At 62.9% G+C, this 16865-nt stretch carries 16 protein-coding genes; 3 read left to right on the top strand and 13 right to left on the bottom strand.

The window, feature by feature from the left end:
- Positions 1-531 precede the first annotated feature (531 nt).
- From ccsB to hemL, 6 genes are all read right to left on the bottom strand, one after another.
- On the bottom strand, positions 532-1494 hold the full coding sequence (gene ccsB, locus P0M12_RS20705) for a c-type cytochrome biogenesis protein CcsB (RefSeq protein ID WP_047268895.1): 963 nt from the start codon (positions 1492-1494) through the stop codon (positions 532-534).
- Positions 1491-3155 (bottom strand): cytochrome c biogenesis protein ResB, encoded by a 1665-nt coding sequence (locus tag P0M12_RS20700; RefSeq protein ID WP_042453041.1) that lies wholly within the window; start codon positions 3153-3155, stop codon positions 1491-1493. The genes ccsB and P0M12_RS20700 overlap by 4 nt, the downstream gene beginning before the upstream one ends.
- The gene (locus P0M12_RS20695) at positions 3152-4000 is read right to left on the bottom strand and encodes a cytochrome c biogenesis CcdA family protein (RefSeq protein WP_007735278.1); all 849 of its coding nucleotides are present in this window, start codon (positions 3998-4000) and stop codon (positions 3152-3154) included. Before P0M12_RS20695 ends, P0M12_RS20700 begins: the two co-directional genes overlap by 4 nt.
- A 2-nt stretch (positions 4001-4002) precedes the next feature.
- Complete coding sequence (locus tag P0M12_RS20690) at positions 4003-4608, bottom strand: TlpA disulfide reductase family protein (protein ID WP_192712107.1); 606 nt, start codon at positions 4606-4608, stop codon at positions 4003-4005.
- Entirely contained in the window at positions 4605-5264 is a 660-nt protein-coding gene (locus tag P0M12_RS20685; protein ID WP_003941868.1) for a histidine phosphatase family protein, read from the bottom strand. The genes P0M12_RS20690 and P0M12_RS20685 overlap by 4 nt, the downstream gene beginning before the upstream one ends.
- A 65-nt stretch (positions 5265-5329) precedes the next feature.
- Complete coding sequence (gene hemL, locus P0M12_RS20680) at positions 5330-6655, bottom strand: glutamate-1-semialdehyde 2,1-aminomutase (RefSeq protein ID WP_037129903.1); 1326 nt, start codon at positions 6653-6655, stop codon at positions 5330-5332.
- Positions 6656-6765: 110 nt separating this feature from the next.
- Between hemL and P0M12_RS20675 the strand changes: the two genes are divergently transcribed.
- Both P0M12_RS20675 and P0M12_RS20670 read left to right on the top strand, forming a co-directional pair.
- Positions 6766-7113 carry a hypothetical protein gene (locus P0M12_RS20675; RefSeq protein WP_007735283.1) on the top strand — a complete coding sequence of 116 codons (348 nt, stop codon included), beginning with the start codon at positions 6766-6768 and terminating at the stop codon, positions 7111-7113.
- Between the two features lie 59 nt (positions 7114-7172).
- Entirely contained in the window at positions 7173-9104 is a 1932-nt protein-coding gene (locus tag P0M12_RS20670) for an acyl-CoA dehydrogenase (RefSeq protein ID WP_024487810.1), read from the top strand.
- A 40-nt stretch (positions 9105-9144) separates the two neighbouring features.
- Here P0M12_RS20670 and P0M12_RS20665 read toward each other — a convergent pair whose 3' ends face one another.
- A complete protein-coding gene (locus P0M12_RS20665) occupies positions 9145-10161 on the bottom strand; it encodes an ABC transporter permease (protein ID WP_003941940.1) in 1017 nt (338 codons plus the stop codon).
- A 131-nt stretch (positions 10162-10292) separates the two neighbouring features.
- Between P0M12_RS20665 and P0M12_RS20660 the strand changes: the two genes are divergently transcribed.
- Positions 10293-10853: a TetR family transcriptional regulator gene (locus tag P0M12_RS20660; protein ID WP_003941925.1), complete on the top strand. Its 561-nt coding sequence runs from the start codon at positions 10293-10295 to the stop codon at positions 10851-10853.
- Here the strand turns inward: P0M12_RS20660 and P0M12_RS20655 are convergent.
- From P0M12_RS20655 to P0M12_RS20630, 6 genes are all read right to left on the bottom strand, one after another.
- On the bottom strand, positions 10844-11719 hold the full coding sequence (locus tag P0M12_RS20655; RefSeq protein ID WP_081557560.1) for a TIGR03619 family F420-dependent LLM class oxidoreductase: 876 nt from the start codon (positions 11717-11719) through the stop codon (positions 10844-10846). The genes P0M12_RS20660 and P0M12_RS20655 overlap by 10 nt on opposite strands.
- Positions 11716-13374 carry an ABC transporter substrate-binding protein gene (locus P0M12_RS20650; RefSeq protein ID WP_277376764.1) on the bottom strand — a complete coding sequence of 553 codons (1659 nt, stop codon included), beginning with the start codon at positions 13372-13374 and terminating at the stop codon, positions 11716-11718. The genes P0M12_RS20655 and P0M12_RS20650 overlap by 4 nt, the downstream gene beginning before the upstream one ends.
- 24 nt (positions 13375-13398) lie before the next feature.
- Complete coding sequence (locus P0M12_RS20645) at positions 13399-14460, bottom strand: DUF1214 domain-containing protein (RefSeq protein ID WP_277376763.1); 1062 nt, start codon at positions 14458-14460, stop codon at positions 13399-13401.
- Positions 14461-14548: 88 nt separating this feature from the next.
- The gene (locus tag P0M12_RS20640) at positions 14549-15694 is read right to left on the bottom strand and encodes a sulfotransferase (protein ID WP_277376762.1); all 1146 of its coding nucleotides are present in this window, start codon (positions 15692-15694) and stop codon (positions 14549-14551) included.
- A gap of 22 nt (positions 15695-15716) precedes the next feature.
- The gene (locus P0M12_RS20635; protein WP_277376761.1) at positions 15717-16508 is read right to left on the bottom strand and encodes an SDR family oxidoreductase; all 792 of its coding nucleotides are present in this window, start codon (positions 16506-16508) and stop codon (positions 15717-15719) included.
- Positions 16502-16861 carry a nuclear transport factor 2 family protein gene (locus P0M12_RS20630; RefSeq protein WP_003942015.1) on the bottom strand — a complete coding sequence of 120 codons (360 nt, stop codon included), beginning with the start codon at positions 16859-16861 and terminating at the stop codon, positions 16502-16504. Before P0M12_RS20630 ends, P0M12_RS20635 begins: the two co-directional genes overlap by 7 nt.
- Positions 16862-16865: the final 4 nt, after the last annotated feature.

The raw sequence follows: 16865 nt of genomic DNA, 5'->3' as shown, positions 1-16865 counted from the left end.
GCGGAACGCCAGTTCGTGAATCCGGAAGCGACCCTCCACGATTCGTAGGTTCGTAGGTCTGCATCGGCATCGCAGGCGAGGTCGAGAACTGGCCGTTGATCGGGCCTGGCTGCGCTGCCGGATACTGGATGACCGGAGTCTTGGGACCTGGTACCGGAGCCGCTGGGGTCGTCGTCGGCGGCGGAGCGGCGGGTGCACTGGGCGCCTGGCCGGCGACTTGCTGGAGCGGCCCGGAGTCGACCGGGGCCACGAAGAGACTACGAACGTCGCTGGGAACCGAGTCCGATGACGGCTCGGGCGCGGATGCGCGCGGCTCGCGCCGCGTCGGCTCGGCAGGGCGCACCGGCTCCCACAATCCTGCTCCGGCGTCTTCAATCTTGTCGGCCATCTCGCCGCTCCCCCTCGTCGATCCCACAGCTACCAGACAGCTAGTAATTCGCCAAGCTGCATCGTAACTGTTGCCCGCCCCTGACGTACCTACCGGTAATACCTACAGACCGGTCGGCAGCCACCCACGGTACCTCGAGAGGATCAGGTGAGTCCCGCGTAGGAGTGCAAGCCGGAGACGACCATGTTGATGATGAAGAGATTGAACAGCATCGCAACAAAACCGGCGATGTTGATCCAGGCGGCCTTCGTCTCCCGCCACCCGGAGGTTGCCCTCGCATGCAGGTAGGCCGCGTAGATCACCCAGGCGATGAAGGACATCGTCTCCTTCGGATCCCAACCCCAGAAGCGTCCCCACGCAGCTTCCGCCCAGATGGCACCGAGGATGACGCCGGCGCCGAACAGCGGAAACGCGATGATCGTGCTCTTGTACGCCAAGCGGTCGAGAGTCTGGGCATCCGGCAGTCGCTCTGCGATCCGGCCACCGATGCTCGTGCCTTCCTCACCGGGCGGGAACTTCAGTCGCAGCAGGAACAGAAGGCTCGCGATACCGCCGATCATGAAGATTCCGGAGCCGACGCTGACGATCGTCACGTGAATCGGAAGCCAGTACGAGCGTAGCGCCGGCACCACGGGAGCCGCGTCGGCGTAGAGGACCGTGCCGGCGAGGAACATCAAGATCAGAACCGGCACCAGCAAGAAGACCCACATCGGACGGTACGCCGGCTTGATCAACAGGACGTGCCCGACCAGCAACGACGCCGCACACGCCATCGCCACGAATTCGTACATGTTGCCGAGCGGGAATCGTTCCGTCGCAAATCCGCGGAGCACGATCGACGCGATGATCAGCACCGTTCCGACGACCAGGACAGCTCGGCCCATTCCGCCGAATCGTTCCGAGAGCGACTTGCTCGGAGTCTCCGCGACCCTGCCAGGCACGGATGCGTCGACACCGCCGGCGGAGACCAGTTCCTTGTCCTGAACCGCCTTTGCTCTGGCCGACGCGTACTGCACGATGAGCAGCACAAACGCCAGCACGAGCACGGTGAAGGCGGACTTGAAGGCCCAGTCGCTGTACTGCGCGAGTGTCTCGTTCGTTGTCATCGGGCGTTCTCCTGCGCGTGCGGTTGGTTCACCGCGGTGGTCGGATTGCTTTTCAGCAAGCGGTCGGCGAGGCGGTCGAACTCGTCGCCCCAGCCTGCGTGGTCGGTGCGGGCAAGCCCACCAAGTTCTACTACAGTACGTCGTTCGTCATCTGGATAGATACGTGCCCAGACGCGGCGACGCTTGATCACGAGCGAGACGAGTAGGCCCGCCATCATGGTCAACGCCGAAACCAACACCCACACCTGAGCGGGATCGTGGGAGACCTGCAGGTTCACAAAGTCGACGGCACCATCGAATCGCACCTGGGTTCCGTCGGCAAGCGTCGCGCTCTCCCCCGGAAACAGATTGACTCGATCCTGCTTGACCAGTCGGCCCTGATTGATCAGTTCGGTGTTGAGTTCGAACAGCGATTGCGGGTTACCGGTATCGAGTCCGGTGTCGCCCTTGTAGATGTCGATGGCGACTGCCGGATCGTTCATCGCCGGGTAACTCGACGACAGCAGGTTGCCGTGGAACAGCGCGGTGGGCGCGAACAATCCTTCGATGGCAATCTGATTCTTCCGACGCTCGTCCGCATCGGGATACATGCCGCCCGGCGGGTCGAAGCGCATCGCGCCACTGCTCAGGAACGTCGTGGCGTCGTCCGGACGCCACTGGAGCGTCTCGGTGCGGGTCTCACCGTTCGGGAACGTGACGGTGAACGTCGGCGCGTATCCGTGTCCCTGCAGGTACACACGATCGCCGGCGATCCGCAGCGGGTGGTTCACCTGGATGGTCGTGTCCCGCCAGGTATCGGACTCGAGGTCGTCGCCTGCCTGGTACGAGATGTCCGAGGTGAACATCTCGGCCTGACCGGTCTCGAGGTAGTCGGCCTGGAAATTCTTCACACGTACACACAGCGGGGTCATGCCGGTGCCGTCGAGGCTCAGACCGGCGACGAAGGAGTCGAACACTGCCGGCGAGGTCGTGCAGAACCCGGGGCCGTCGTTGGCGATGACGATGCGATTGCCCTCGTAGCCGAACAACTTGCCCGCGGCGATCGCGATCAACAATCCGACCAGCGAGAGGTGGAACACGAGGTTGCCGAACTCGCGGAGGTATCCCTTCTCCGCCGAGATGGTGATCTCGCCTTCGCGTCGTGATTTCGAATCGCCGCGACGCGTTTCGACGCGCCACCCGCGCAGTTCTTTCGACACCCGGGCAGCAAGTTCGTCGGGAGTCTCGCCGTCCACGACGCTCGTGGTGTGGTGCGGCAGGCGAGCAAGATTGCGCGGCGCATTCACCGGACGGGTGCGCAGCGCCTTCGCGTGCTCCACGCAACGCGGCAGGATGCAGCCGACCAGCGAGATGAAGAGCAATGCATAGATCGCGGTGAACCAGAAACTGCTGAACACGTCGAACAATTCGAGGCGGTCCATCCACGGACCGAGCGTCGGACGCGCGGCGATGTAGTCGGTGACCTTGCCCTCGTTGAGGGTTCGCTGTGGCAGCAGGGCGCCGGGGATCGCAGCGAGCGCGAGGAGGAACAGCAGTACCAGCGCGGTCCGCATCGAGGTGAGCCCGCGCCAGGTGTTGCGCCCGAGTGCAACGACTCGACCGATCACCGACTGCTTCGGCAGCACGGGTTTCGGGTGGTCGTTATTGTCGTCAGCTGTCATATCGGCAGCGTCACCTCCGAGATAAATGCGTCGCGAACCCAGCCGACGAACTGGTCCCACGCGCCGGTGACGAGGGCGATTCCCACTGCCACCAACATGATTCCGCCGAAAATTTGAATGGTGCGTGCATTACGACGCAACCAGCCGACGCCGGTCAGCGCGCGCGCCGATCCCAGCGCCAAGATGATGAACGGCAGGCCGAGTCCGATGCAGTACGCGACGATCAACGTGACACCACGCGCGGCGGTCATCCCGTCGGTTCCCGCCGCTACGGACATCACGCCTGCCAATGTCGGACCGAGGCACGGCGTCCAGCCCAGAGCGAACACTCCCCCGAGCAGCGGCGCACCCACCAGTGACGACACGCGACGCGGTTCGAAACGAACGTCCTTCTGCAGCGCCGGAATCAGCCCGATGAAGACGAGACCCATTGCGATGGTGACGACACCGCCCACTCGCATCAGGACCTCGCGGTTGACGAGCAGCGTGGAGATCACGCCGAATACCGACGCGGTCGCGAGGACGAACACAACGGTGAAGCCCGCGACGAACAGTCCGGCCGCACCGGCCACCCTCAGTCGACTGCTCCGGGTGATCGTCCGCGTCTTCGCCTCTTCGGCGGTGATCGCGGGAGCGTCGGCACCGACGACGCCGGCCAGGTAGGACAGGTAGCCGGGAACGAGCGGCACGACGCACGGTGAAGCGAACGACACCAGACCGGCGAGCACACAGGCGCCGAGGGCGAGCAGAAGCGGACCGGACGACGCCGCGTTCTGAAACGCTTCGCCCACACCGGCACTCAATGTGTCGCTGCCGGCCAGCAGCGTAGTGGTCGTGGTTGTCATCTTTACTGCGCGTCTTCCTGAGCTACTCGCTGGACGACGGGCAGTAAATCCTCGGCGAGAAGTTCTTGGAGGAACACCGCGGCGACGCGATGCTGGCGGTCCAGGACGATCGTCGTCGGAATGACCGACGTGGGGTAGCCGTCACCGAGGGCGATCAGCGAACGCATCGACGGGTCGTAGATCGACGGGTACGAGACCTTGTTGTCGACCACGAAGTCCTGCGCTTTGTTCTTGGTGTCGTCGCGGACGTTGATGCCGAGGAACTGCACGCTCGAATCCTTGGTCTGCTCGTAGACCTGTTCCAGGTCGTCGGCTTCGGCGCGGCACGGTCCGCACCACTGACCCCAGACGTTGAGAACGACGACCTTGCCCTCGAAGTCCTCGACACCGACCTTCTGACCTTCGTTCATCAGGTCGGGCCCGGAGAGCTTGCCGATGGTGCCTCGGTCGGACGGCGGATCGTAGAAGATCTTGGTTTGTCCGCCCGGTGAGACGAAGTCGAAAGTTCCGCCCTGTGCGACGGCGTCATCGCCGGTCGCGCAGGACGAGAGAAGAAGCATCGCCGACGCAGCGGCTGCGAATGCTGCGGCGATGCGGCGCGAAATCATGCTCCTGTCACTCTCGGGTCGGAGGCGCCGGCAGGTTCGGAGTAGACGATGTCGACCAGGGTGTCGCCTTCGTAGACCAGTGAAGTCAACGAGGCCAGTCCACACTGACGGTGACGGGGATCGTGCCAGAGACGCTCGCCCTGCAGGAATCGACGCAGTGTCCAGACCGGAAGTTGATGGCTGACGACGACGGCTTCGTGTCCGACTGCCGCGACGCGTGCGGCATTGACGGCTGCGAGCATGCGATGGGCGATCTGCAGGTAGGGCTCGCCCCAGGACGGGGTGAACGGGTCACGCAGTTTCCACCAGTGACGCGGACGCGAGAGCGCACCGTCCCCGACGGCAACCTTGAGACCCTCGAACTCGTTGCCTGCCTCGATCAGGTTTTCGTCCGTGACGATGTCGAGCTTGTGTGCCTCGGCGATCGGAGTCGCGGTCTCTTGTGCCCGCTGCAGCGGCGACGCGACCACGTGGGTGATGTCGTGATCGGCGAGCACCGACGCGACCGCACGAGCCTGAGCTTCGCCCGCCACCGACAACCGGAAACCCGGGAGCCGTCCGTAGAGGATCCCGCGCGGGTTGTGTACTTCGCCGTGGCGCAGGACGTGGACGATGGTGCGGGTGGACGTGTGGTCGGGGTGATCGGCGTCGGTCACAGTCGAGGGTCCTCGCTGAAGATGATGGATGTCGGAAGCGTGCGGTGTTCTGGAACTGGAACTGCTCAGGGCTTGACGGCAGCAGCTGCGGCCTTGGCTGCGTGAGGCATGGCGTCGGCGATGATCGAGAAGGCTCGATCGTCGAGGGCTGCGGAGACGAACCACGCTTCGAACGCGCTCGGCGGCGGGTACACGCCGCGGGAGAGCAGCGCGTGGAAGAAGGCGGGGAATCGCCAGGTCTGCGCGGCTTTGGCTTCGTCGTAGTTGGTCACCGTGTTCTCGGTGAAGAACACGCTCACCAAGGTGCCTGCGTACTGCACTCGGTGTTCGACGCCTTCGGCGGTGAGTGCTTGGGTCATGAGGTCGCCGAGGGCGGTCGCGTTCCGGCCGAGCTTGGCGTACACCTCGGCGTCGGCGGCGCGCAGGCTCGCGAGTCCGGCGGCGACGGCTACGGGGTTACCCGAGAGGGTGCCTGCCTGGTAGACGGGACCGTCCGGTGCGAGGTGGCCCATGATGTCGGCGCGGCCGCCGAATGCTGCGGCAGGCAGGCCGCCGCTCATGACCTTGCCGAAGGTGTAGAGGTCGCCTGCGACGTTGTCGATGCCGTACCAACCCGAGGCACTGACGCGGAATCCGGTCATCACCTCGTCCATGATCAGGAGTGCGCCGTGCTCACGGGTGAGACGACGCAGACCCTCGTTGAAACCGGGAAGCGGTGCGACGGCGCCCATGTTTCCGGCGGCAGCTTCGGTGATGACGCACGCGATGGCGCCGGGATTGGCCGCGAAGGCCGCGGCCACCGCGTCGAGATCGTTGTAGCGCACGACGATGGTGTCTTCTGCTTGAGCGCCGGTCACGCCGGGAGAGGTCGGCAGCCCAAACGTCGCGAGGCCGGATCCGGCGTCGGCGAGAAGGGCGTCGACGTGGCCGTGATAGCAACCGGAGAACTTGACGATCTTGGTCCGCCCGGTGAATCCGCGGGCGAGGCGGACTGCGCTCATCGTGGCTTCGGTTCCGGAGTTGACCAGACGAACCTTTTCCACGGGCGCGACGCGGGCGACGATTTCCTCGGCGAGAGCAACTTCGCCTTCGGTCGGCGCACCGAAGGAGAGACCTCCGAGGGCTGCTTCGCGAACTGCTTCGACGACTGCCGGGTGAGCGTGCCCGAGAATCATCGGACCCCAGGACGACACCAGGTCGACGTAGTTGTTTCCGTCGACGTCGGTGAGGGTGTAGCCGGATGCTTCGCGAATGAATCGCGGTGTTCCGCCGACCGAACCGAACGCGCGGACGGGCGAGTTGACGCCACCCGGAATCACGTTGCCGGCACGTTCGAAGAGCCGAGCGGAGTTCGTTGCATGCACGTCGGGATCACCGGAAGACACAGTCACGGCTTCCAGTGTCCCAGTTCTGTCGAATCTGACAACGACAGGGTGTAGGACTTCGGTGCTCGAGGCGAGTTTTCCGGTCGAACCGGGCCCCGCGTGAGACGATTCCGGGCATGAAGCGACTGTTGACGACGCTGATGGTCTCGGCTGCGATTCTTCTCACATCGTGTGGTTCGGACGCTTCGAACGACGACAAGGCGACAGTTTCGTCGCCGCCGAGTGCCACCGACTCGGCTCGAACCACCGCGGCGACGAGCACCGACCCCGCGTTTCTCGGCGGGTGTTCGGCGGTGTCCGTCTACGTTCAGCAGCGTGTTCAGAGCGGCGACACGTCGACCCAGACGGCGGGCGCCGACTTCCTGAAGATCGTCGAGAACGACCCTTCGTACCAGGCTATGTCCGAGAGCGAGAAGGAACTCTTCCGCCAAGGAATCGAAGCGGGTGCCGCGGGCTCCTGCTGAATGTGAGGTTGGGATCGAACCGGGTTGCCCGCGGTGCGCTACGCGCTATCGTCGGTTCCATGGCCACCACAGCGGACCACCTCAGGACAACACTCGACGGACGCTGGCGGGAGGTGCGTGAGCGCGTTCGCGGCGAATTGAACGACGAACGTTTTGCTCCGCACTACACACCCAACACCGCCATTGCGCGCTCCAAGGCTCTCGAACAGATGCGGGTCCTCGCCGATCTCGGGTACGCCGCAAACGGTTTCGCGGTCTCTCACGGCGGAACGGGCGACGCGGGTGGCGCCGTCACCAGCATCGAGATGCTCGCGATGTCCGACCTCTCACTGATGGTCAAGGCCGGCGTCCAGTGGGGTCTGTTCGGCGGCGCCATCGAAAACCTCGGCACCGAGCGTCACCACCAGGCGTACGTCAAGCCGCTGATCGATCTGGACCTGCTCGGTTGCTTTGCGATGACCGAGACCGGTCACGGCAGCGACGTCCAGGAACTCGAAACCACGGCGACCTACGACGTCGAGACGGGCGAGTTCGTCGTCAACTCCCCCACTCCGTCCTCTCGCAAGGACTACATCGGCGGCGCTGCCCAGCACGCCACCGTCGCAGCGGTGTTCGCACAGCTGATCACCGGAGGCGAAAGTCAGGGCGTCCACTGCTTTGTCGTGCCGATTCGTGACGACGCCGGCAACGACCTCCCCGGCGTCACGACGTCCGACTGCGGGCTCAAGGGTGGACTGCCCGGAGTCGACAACGGCCGCATCGTCTTCGACCAGGTCCGCATCCCGCGTGAGAATCTACTCAACCGTTACGCCGACGTCGCCGAGGACGGCACGTACAGCTCGGCGATCGAGAACCCGAACCGTCGTTTCTTCACGATGGTCGGCACACTGGTTCGTGGACGTGTCACCGTCGGTGGTTCCGCGGCAGCGGCCGCCCGCGTCGGATTGGCCATCGCCGGTCGATACGCCCTGCAGCGCAGGCAGTTCAGTGCTCCGAAGAGTGACGACGAAGTCCTGATCATGGACTACCTCGTCCACCAGAAGCGTCTGCTGCCGTTGATCGCCCGCTCGTACGCTCTGCAGTTCGCACAGAACGAACTCGTAGCCGCGATGCACGACATCCAGAGCAGCGACGACCCGGATCCGCAGGAGCAGCGCGAACTCGAAGGTCGCGCCGCCGGACTCAAGGCCGCCAACACCTGGCATGCCACTCGGGCCATCCAGGAGGCACGCGAAGCCTGCGGCGGCGCAGGCTATCTCGCCGAGAACCGCCTCACCGCACTCAAGGCGGACACCGACGTCTTCACCACGTTCGAGGGTGACAACCACGTTCTGACGCAGTTGGTCGCAAAAGAACTCCTCACCTCCTACGCCGACGAAGTCCGCGGCATGAGCCCGGTCGACTGGATGCGCTTCGCCGCTACGACGGTCTCCGACGTGGTCAAGAAACGCACGGCAGCGCAGCAGATCCTGCAGACGATCGTCGACACTCGCCAGGACAACGAAGAGGACGGCAGCCTCTTCAATCGCGGCACCCAGATGAAGATGTTCGAAGACCGCGAAGAGTACCTACTCGCCACTGCGGCAAGGCGATTGCAGGCAGCGCAGAAGCGCGAGGAGAACCCGTTCGACGCGTTCAACTTCGTGCAGGACCACGTGCTCAAAGCCGCTCAGGCGCACATCGAGCGCGTCATCCTGGAAGCATTCGTCGCCGGCATCGACTCGTGTGAGGACGAGACCGCAAAGGAACTCTTCGGCGAGGTGTGCGATCTCTACGCACTGTCCGTGATCGAAGAGGACAAGGCCTGGTTCATGGAGCACCGGCATCTGTCGGTGGAGCGTTCGAAGGCCGTGACGCGCGGAATCAACGAGCGTTGCCGCACCCTGCGCCCCCACGTCGAGACACTGATCGACGGGTTCGGCATTCCGGACATCCTGCTGGGGTCCGCGATGCTCGACGGACCGGGCACCGACGCGGTACGGCTGAAGTAAAGGGTTCGGGTGGGGTCGGCAATCGCCGGCCCCACCACACTCAGTGCGCTGCTGCCTTTTTCGACTGGCGAGAGGCGAGCAGTCCGGTCAGGCCGAGTGCCGCGACCAGCCAGATCCCCAGAACGAGCAGGTGCGGTCCGGCGCCGTTGCCACTGAAGTAGATGACGGAGCGGATGGGCTCCATGGCTGCCGATCCGAGCCAGAACGAATGGATGTGCTGCCAGAATCCCGGCAGGAACGACACCGGAATGGCACCACCCGAACTCGGGAAGTTGATGAAAACGAGCACCGTCAGCACCGCGAAGATCGCGGCTTGGCCGAGCAGTCGATTGAGCAGAATGCTCACCGCACCGACGGTGAACGTGTAAACCATCGAGATTCCCAGCAGTTGCAGGATCTGGCCGAATGACGCCCCGAAGGCGTGCATGAAGATGCTGGTGATGCCGAAGGCTATGAGCGGGGTGAGTATCGCCGCACCGGCCAGGATCGAATACTGCTCTCGCAACCGCATTCTCGGCGCAACCTGACTGAGCACCGTGATGGTCAGGTAGCCACCGAGGGTGCAGACGATCAGGAAGTAGAAGAGTCCGACGGTCGAGGAGTCTCGCGCCGTGACAGGCGCCGAGTCGATCACCGTGACCTGCTGCCCCGTCTGCTCCGCAACCGAATGCGCCAAGCTGCTCACCACGGAAACCGTCGAGGCGCCCGCGCCGGTGGCGATATGTGCGGTCACGGTGTCACCGATCTCGATGGCGCCGATCGCATCGCGGTTGTCGATCCGAGAGAGTGCGTCGGCGGCGTTGGCTGTGGCAACGATGTCGAACTTGTCACCCGACGAAGCCTGGATTCCGTCGATCAGCGGGGCCGTGACGGACGGCGACCCGACCACCACGATCGGTGCCTGATTCGGCGTCGGCGAATGGAAGGCGCTGACGTAGCACAGGCAGAACATGATGACGAAGAACAACGGAAATGCGAGTCCACTGCCCACCATCTTCCAATTGGTCGGCGGATCGACAACTTCTTCGCTGGGTACTCGGACGTCGGTATCTGTCATATTCCACGCTCTCTTCACTAACCGCATCTAGCTGTCAACACCGTTGACAGACTCAACAGTCAACACCGTTGACACGTTATAGTCAACGCCGTTGACAACGCGGTCGGCGAGCGAGCACAGAGGTCGATGTCGTGACACCCACGAGGCACACGCCAGAGCAGGAGCAACCCTCGACATCCGAGGCGATTCGCGCGGCGGCGTTCCAACTGTTCGGCGAGCACGGGTTCGGCGGCACGTCAGTTCGCGCCATCGCCAAAGTTGCCGGAATCGATCCGGCCCTGGTCATCCGGCATTTCGGGTCCAAAGAAGCACTGTTCCTGGAAACCACGCCGGTTGCGGACTACTTCGAAGGCCAGTTCGACGGCCCACTCGACACCCTCGGTGAGCGAATCGCCGCCTTCGTCCTGGGCAAGGCCGACGCCCGGATGCTGTCGGTGTACACAGCGCTCATGCGAGCGTCGGACAGTCCACGCATCCGGGAGCGACTCCGAGACATGACCGGAGTATTCGCCACCAATCTCGCCGCTCGTCTAGACGGCGAAGACGCGTACACCCGCGCACTCCTGGTCTCCGCCCAGGTGTCCGGGCTGTTGAGCGTCCTCAGCGACGAGAGTATCCCCCAGTCCGCAGATCGCGACGAGTTGGCAAAACTCTACGGCCGGGCGATGCAGACGCTGATCGATCAGTACTGAGCGATGACCTCCTCGGCAAACCGCCGAACGGAGTCGAGTCGTCCCTGACGATCACCGGAGTCAACTCCGTAGTGATACCAGGGCAAAACTCTGATTTCCGTGACTCCGAGAGTCTCGAGTTCGCGATATCCGTCCAGATCACGAACATCCGTCGGCGAGACGTTGACGCCGAAAGGAACATCGGCACGACCGTACTCGACCCGCAATTCCGTGAGACGATCGATGGCGCAGGCTAATTCGGCTTTGGTCGTGTTCACCGACATCCAACCGTCAGCCAGCCTGGCTGCACGACGCAACCCCGGTTCGCTGTGCCCACCGATGTAGATCGGAACCGGAATCTCCGGAGCAGGACTGATCATCAGAGCGTCGAAATCGTAGTGCTTGCCGTGGTATTCGACCCATTCCGGCCCACGTCCCGCACACACCGCCTTGATGATCTCGATGGCTTCGTCGGTACGCGCGCCGCGGGTGCGCATCTCGGTACCGGTGAAGGTGAATTCCTCGGGAATCCAGGACAAACCGACGCCGAGAGCGACGCGGTTCCTCGACATCACGGCCATGGTCGCGACCTGCTTGGCAGTCAACAGCGGATCGCGCAGTGGAAGTTTGAACACGTTGGTGTAGAACTGAATTCGCGATGTGACGGCCGCCATCGCCGCCATGGCAATGAACGGATCAGGCATCGGCGTCTCGGGCGCCCACATCCGCTTCCCGTCAGCAGTGTACGGGTACGGCGCCGACACCTGCTCCGGATAGAACACGGAATCCGGCATCGCGATTCCGTCGAACCCCACCTCTTCGGCGACCTGCGCCAACTCGCACAGTTCCAGCGCGTCGATCATCGCACCCGCCAAGGACCACTTCATCGTTCCACCGTTTCGCCGTTGGGCGAGATCCAAGCGCCGCCCAAGAACATAATGTCGGTGATGTTGCGAACGACGCCGTGAACGTTGCCGTCCCATGCGGTCAACACCGACGCCGGCCCCCAGATCACGTAAGGCACAGTCGCGTTGGCGTACTCCTGCACCTTGCTGATCGCCTCACGGACAGCATTGTCCGTCGATGCCGTCTGCACAGCTGTGATCATCGCGTCCATCTCCGGGTCCGCGAAGCCGGACGGGTTGTTCTTCGAATCACTGGCCATACTGTTGTACAAATTGAGGTACGGCGCTTCTTCTCCGACCGGAGCGCCACCTCTGGTCATGTCGAAATCGTGGTCCTTGTATACCCGTCGAACCAGATCGGTCACATCGGTCGCGTAGTCGATGGTGACGTCGAAACCGATCGCGTTCAGCGAAGCCTGAACCGTCAGTGCCGTCGCCTGTTGGCTCGGCTCCGAGGTGGTGAGGTAGCGGAGTTTCCCGTCGTACCCGTCGGACTTCGCTTGATCGAGCAGCGCCTTTGCCTTCACCTGATCGAACGGAATGCCTGCTGTGTTGTTGTACCAACGTGACGTCTGCGGGACCAGTTCGGAACTGGCGGTGCCCAATCCGTTGTTCGCCCGGGTATTGACCGCCGCCGGATCCACCCCGTAGGCGATCGCCTGACGGACGCGAACATCGGCCCCGGGCTTGCCCTCACGGTTGTTGATCGTGCCGATCCCGTTCTGTCCGGTCGGACTGAGGTAACCCGAGTATCCGTCGTCGAGAGCTTGTTCGATCACGGCCTCGTCGCGGAGAATGTACGTCATGTCGATCTGGCCGCTCTTCAACGATTCGTACTGAGACTGCGCACCCGACGTGGGAACAAACCGCACTGTGTCCAGTGGAGGTTTACCGCCCTGATAATCCGTGCGTGCGGCGAGTACCAGTTCTTCGTGCGGGGCGAACTTGGCCAAGGTGAACGGACCCGCCCCGATCGGTGTGAACGCTCCCTCCCCGGTTCCTGAAACCGACCCTGCCTCTCCCCCTGAACTTCGCGCAACGATCATTCCGGGCCCGAGCGACAACAGCGCCGGGAATTGACGCCAGGGCCGCTCGAGCACGAATTCGACTGTGGTGGCGTCGGGCGTCTCGATCCGATCCACGATGTTGAGCCAGGTCTGCGATACATCACCCTTGCCTGCCACGAATCGATCGATACTCCACTTCACCGCTTCCGCGTCGAGCGGACTTCCGTCGCTGAAGGTGAGGTCATCAGCCAAAGTGACGGTGTACGAAGTGAAGTCGCTGTTGTTCGACAGTGTCTTCGCGAGTTGTGGCACGAAGCTCCCGTTTGTGGAGTCGCTGCGTACCAGCGTGTCGTAAATCGCGGCCATTTCGGTTCCGCCGGTCGAACCGGCGGCTTGCGTTCTCGTGGGGTCCAACGAGGAAGGGAACGAATAGGACCCGAAGGTGAGAACACCGCCGTCGATCCGCTCCCCCACATCTGGGGCGCCCACAAAACCAGCTGCGCCACTACTGCTCGGTGAAGCCGATCCCGAGTTGTCCCCACTGCTCGACGCGCAGCCGGCCAACATCAATGCACCGGCAAGCCCGAGCGCGACAAAGCGAGGGCCGAACCTAATCTTCCTGGTGTACATACGTTCCCAATCTCCGCCAGCGTGTCAGATCTTGACTACCTTCGACGTCGGGATCGGGTGCGAGTCCGCCTTGATCCAGCGCAGCGCCCATGTCCCCTCGGCATGCGAATCGGTGTCGATCCAGTTGCCATAACCCGGATCCTTCGCCGCCACGACGATTGTCATGGTGCCGTCGTCGTTGAGCTTTGCGGTGTGATTGTTGATGTAGATGTTCGTGCGGTTGTAGTCGAGGGACTCGACCCAGAAGTTCTGCAGCACGAAGTTGAAGTACTCGCAGTTCGGAACCTCGGTCTCGATGACCCACGCCTCGTCCTCGGCGAGCTTCCAGTAACCGTGGAAGTAGAAGATCGTCGGATCGCCGCCGGCATCCTGGAAGTAGTCCTGTCCCCAGTCGAAGATCTCGTTGGTGTGCGGCTGGAATTTGCGCGACCATTCCAGGAAGGTCTCCGCCATCCCCTTCACGATCCCGACGGACTTGGTGAGACGCTCGCCGATCTCTTCCGGACTCAACGGGACGAACTCCCCGTCAGGGTTCAGGCATTCGATGGTCAGATCACCGACAACCTCGTTGCGTCGATCCTGGTGAGTTTGCCGAACGGAGATGAGGTTGCTGTCGCGCGCCAAAGGCAGCCAAGCGCCCTCATCGGGCTTGTCGACGCTCGCGATGAACTCGAAACGGCCGTTCTCGTCGACCTCGAGGTCGTGGATATGCAGATCGCCGGTCTGCAGCATGGTGCCGTCGATGTGGTACCGATTTACGCGCGAGCCGAAGGTGATCAGCGGGACGGTGCCTCGGGTGCCGATGATCCGGTAGTTGTACTTACCGGAAATGTTGGCGCGCATGTAGACGTTGTCCGGGTTGTCGGCACCGATCTTCGTCATCATGTTCGGGTTCGGAGCCGACGAGAACTGCGGCCACCGCGGATCGGTGTACTCGACACAGTTGATCGTGCCGTACCGAAGCAACCGACTCAGGTAGCGGACGCCCTCGGCTTGAGTCAGCGGATCCTGAGGGACGATCTCGTCTTCCAGGACCTTTCCGACCTCGAGCAGATCTGCGCAGAACTTTTCCCAAACAGCATTCATGTGAATCTCCTTGTTTCGGTTGGGGCTTCGCCCTGTGCGCCTTTTTGGTAGTCGGCACTACCAAAAAGGCGCACAGGGCCGGAGGGCTTCAGGGTGTGGTGGCGAACTTCGCTTCGACGTCGGCAGCGCTCACGCCGAAATCCTCGAGCGAATAGCGATGCGACGGACGACGGTGCTCGGCAAGGCTGGCCTGATGCGACGCCTCCACCGCGGCGCGGGCGTCGTCTGTGAAGGGCAGGGCGAACTGTGCATAGATCTTCTCGACGGTGCCGACCGCATCGGCGATGAAGTCCTTGTAGTCGACGTCGATGAACTGATCGGGGTTGTAACGGCTACGGGCATTGTTGAAGTTCGCATTCCCTCGCGCCCACAACTCCAGTTGCGTGCGCCCGATGGCCGGACGATCGAAGGCCCTCGACATGTCGTGTCCGCCCTGCTCTACGAGGCTGAAGGTGGACGCCATCGATGTCAACGGGTCTCGGAAGGTCCGAACGAACAGTGCATCCGGATAGACCGACATGATCTCGTCGATCGCGAAGACATGGCTCGGGCTTTTGAGCACCCACCGTCTGTCCTGGTCGTGCAGCCCGATCAACTGCAGGTTCTTCTTGTGCCGCGCATATGTTTCGGTCCAGTCCTGCTCCGCCAGCCACCGGGTGTAACTCGGCACGTACGCCACCGTCTCGAACGCGGTCGAGAGCATCGTCTGCTGCAGCAGCCGCCAGCATTCCTCGACCTCCTCCGCCCCCATGAAATGAACCTTCATCAGGTCTGCCTCGTTACGCTGGCGAGCACGGTAGAAGGCGTCGGAGCGAACGTAATCTTCGTTCTCCGACCACGTGTCGCGCTCGGGGCGCGGCTGCGGCGTCTCGGCGAGCCACATCTCGGCGCCCTGATGCGCTGGGTCGGCACCGAGCAAACGGTGCAGCGCGGTGCTGCCGGTGCGGGTCAACCCGACCACGAAGATCGGGCGTTCGATCGGAACATTTACGTGCTCTGGATATTTCGCGAATCCGGCCTCACTGGTCAGGCGACCCGCGAGCGCTCCGACGATCATCTTGCGAGCGATCACCTTGCCGTGAGGAGTGAGGTCGGCCTCGTTCTGGAACGACTCGAGGAGAACTCGAAGTCCTTCGAGATAGCTTTCGCTGCCGAAGTTTTCGTACCCGGCCGCCTCGCGCGCAGCCTGGTGCAGGTCATCGATGGAACCGATGCCGTCGTAATCCTGTGTCATGGCTAGTCCTTGTATGAGTTGATCAGTGGTGCGTGTGACCGCAGTTGACGTCGAGACATTGCCCTGTGATGGCCCTCGCTGAATCGGACAGGAGGAAGACGACAGCGTTTGCGATGTCATCTGGCTCCGGCAATCGGCGCAGATCGGCGCCCGCTGCGATCTCGTCGTAGATCATCTTGGGGTCGACTCCTGCCGCCGCCGCCTTCTTCTCGAACATGTTCTTGACCGAGTCCGCCCAGATATAGCCGGGAGCAACCGAATTGACTCGAACGCCCTTGGGACCGAGATCGATCGACAAACTGCGTGCCATTGCCAGGAGCCCGGATTTCATGATGCGGTAGGCCCCGAACCCGGGAAGCTGGTTGCGCAACACCATGGACGTGACCATCACGACGGACCCGTGCGACTCGATCAATGCCGGAGCAAATTCTCTGGTGACGTTCAACGCCGCGAGCAAGTTGATGTCGATGCCCGACTGGATGGACACCACGTCGGCGTCCAGGAGCGGGACCTGCGCGGGTTGAACAAATGCGTTGTTCACCAAGCAATGCACCGCACCGAACTCAGCGACAGTTGTCTCCGCCAACGAAGCGATCGAATCGATGTCGGTGAGGTTCGTCGGGACGGCCAACGCGATTCCGCCGCGGTCTCGAATCTCCCTTGCCACCGATTCCAAGCGCTCGGGTGTGCGGGCAGCCAGAACAACCTTCGCTCCGGCCGCCGCACTCTGCAGCGCAATCGAACGACCCAGCGCCGGGCCCACTCCCGAGACGACGACAACCTTGCCTGCCAGCAGGCCCTGATGGGTCAGCACAGCGCCTGCGGATCGAGAACAACACTCAGGGAGATGATCTTGCCGTTCTCGTCGAACTCGAACACATCGGTGGCAGCGAAGTCAGGGATACCGGCGCGCTGCACCCGAAGCTGCATGGCTGCGTACTTTCCCGTCACCGAAATCGGACCGAGCAGGCTGACTGTGAAATCGACCTGCGCGTTCGCGGTATCGAATTCGCGAATCTCGTCGATTCCGCGGTAGGTCTGGACCCCCAGCGGTTCGTGTTGAACTGCGTCGGGCGCAAACAGCGCAACCAGTCCGTCGACGTCGTGACTTCCGAGACACTTGACGTAATCTTCTACGGCAGAAACTATTTCAGCCCTGTCAGGCATGGAT

Origin of the sequence: Rhodococcus sp. RCBS9 (genome assembly GCF_029457415.1) — a bacterium.
In the GTDB taxonomy this organism is placed as follows: Bacteria; Actinomycetota; Actinomycetes; order Mycobacteriales; family Mycobacteriaceae; genus Rhodococcus_F; species Rhodococcus_F qingshengii.
This window is presented reverse-complemented; position numbering and strand designations above follow the sequence as displayed.